Consider the following 227-nt stretch of genomic DNA (forward strand, 5'->3'; position numbering starts at 1 on the left):
CGCAAGCTCATCGAGCAGGGCTTTGGCTGGGCCAAGACGGTGGGCGGAATTCGTCAGGTGATGGTGCGTGGACTCAAGCGCGTGGACCATCTGTTCGTGCTGACGACGACGGCCTACAACCTGACGCCATGCGTTCCTGAGAACAAGTCCGTCCCCAGGGCTCTGAGGCAATCAGAGGATCGCAAAACACCCCAAAATCGGCGTGAACCGCCCCGACCTTGTTTGTA

At 59.5% G+C, this 227-nt stretch carries 1 pseudogene; it reads left to right on the forward strand.

Annotation, left to right across the window (positions count from 1 at the left end):
• Positions 1-227 (forward strand): annotated as a pseudogene (locus QN413_RS27525) (hypothetical protein); the annotation flags it as partial.

This window comes from Variovorax sp. LG9.2, assembly GCF_035018885.1.
In the GTDB taxonomy this organism is placed as follows: Bacteria; Pseudomonadota; Gammaproteobacteria; order Burkholderiales; family Burkholderiaceae_C; genus Variovorax.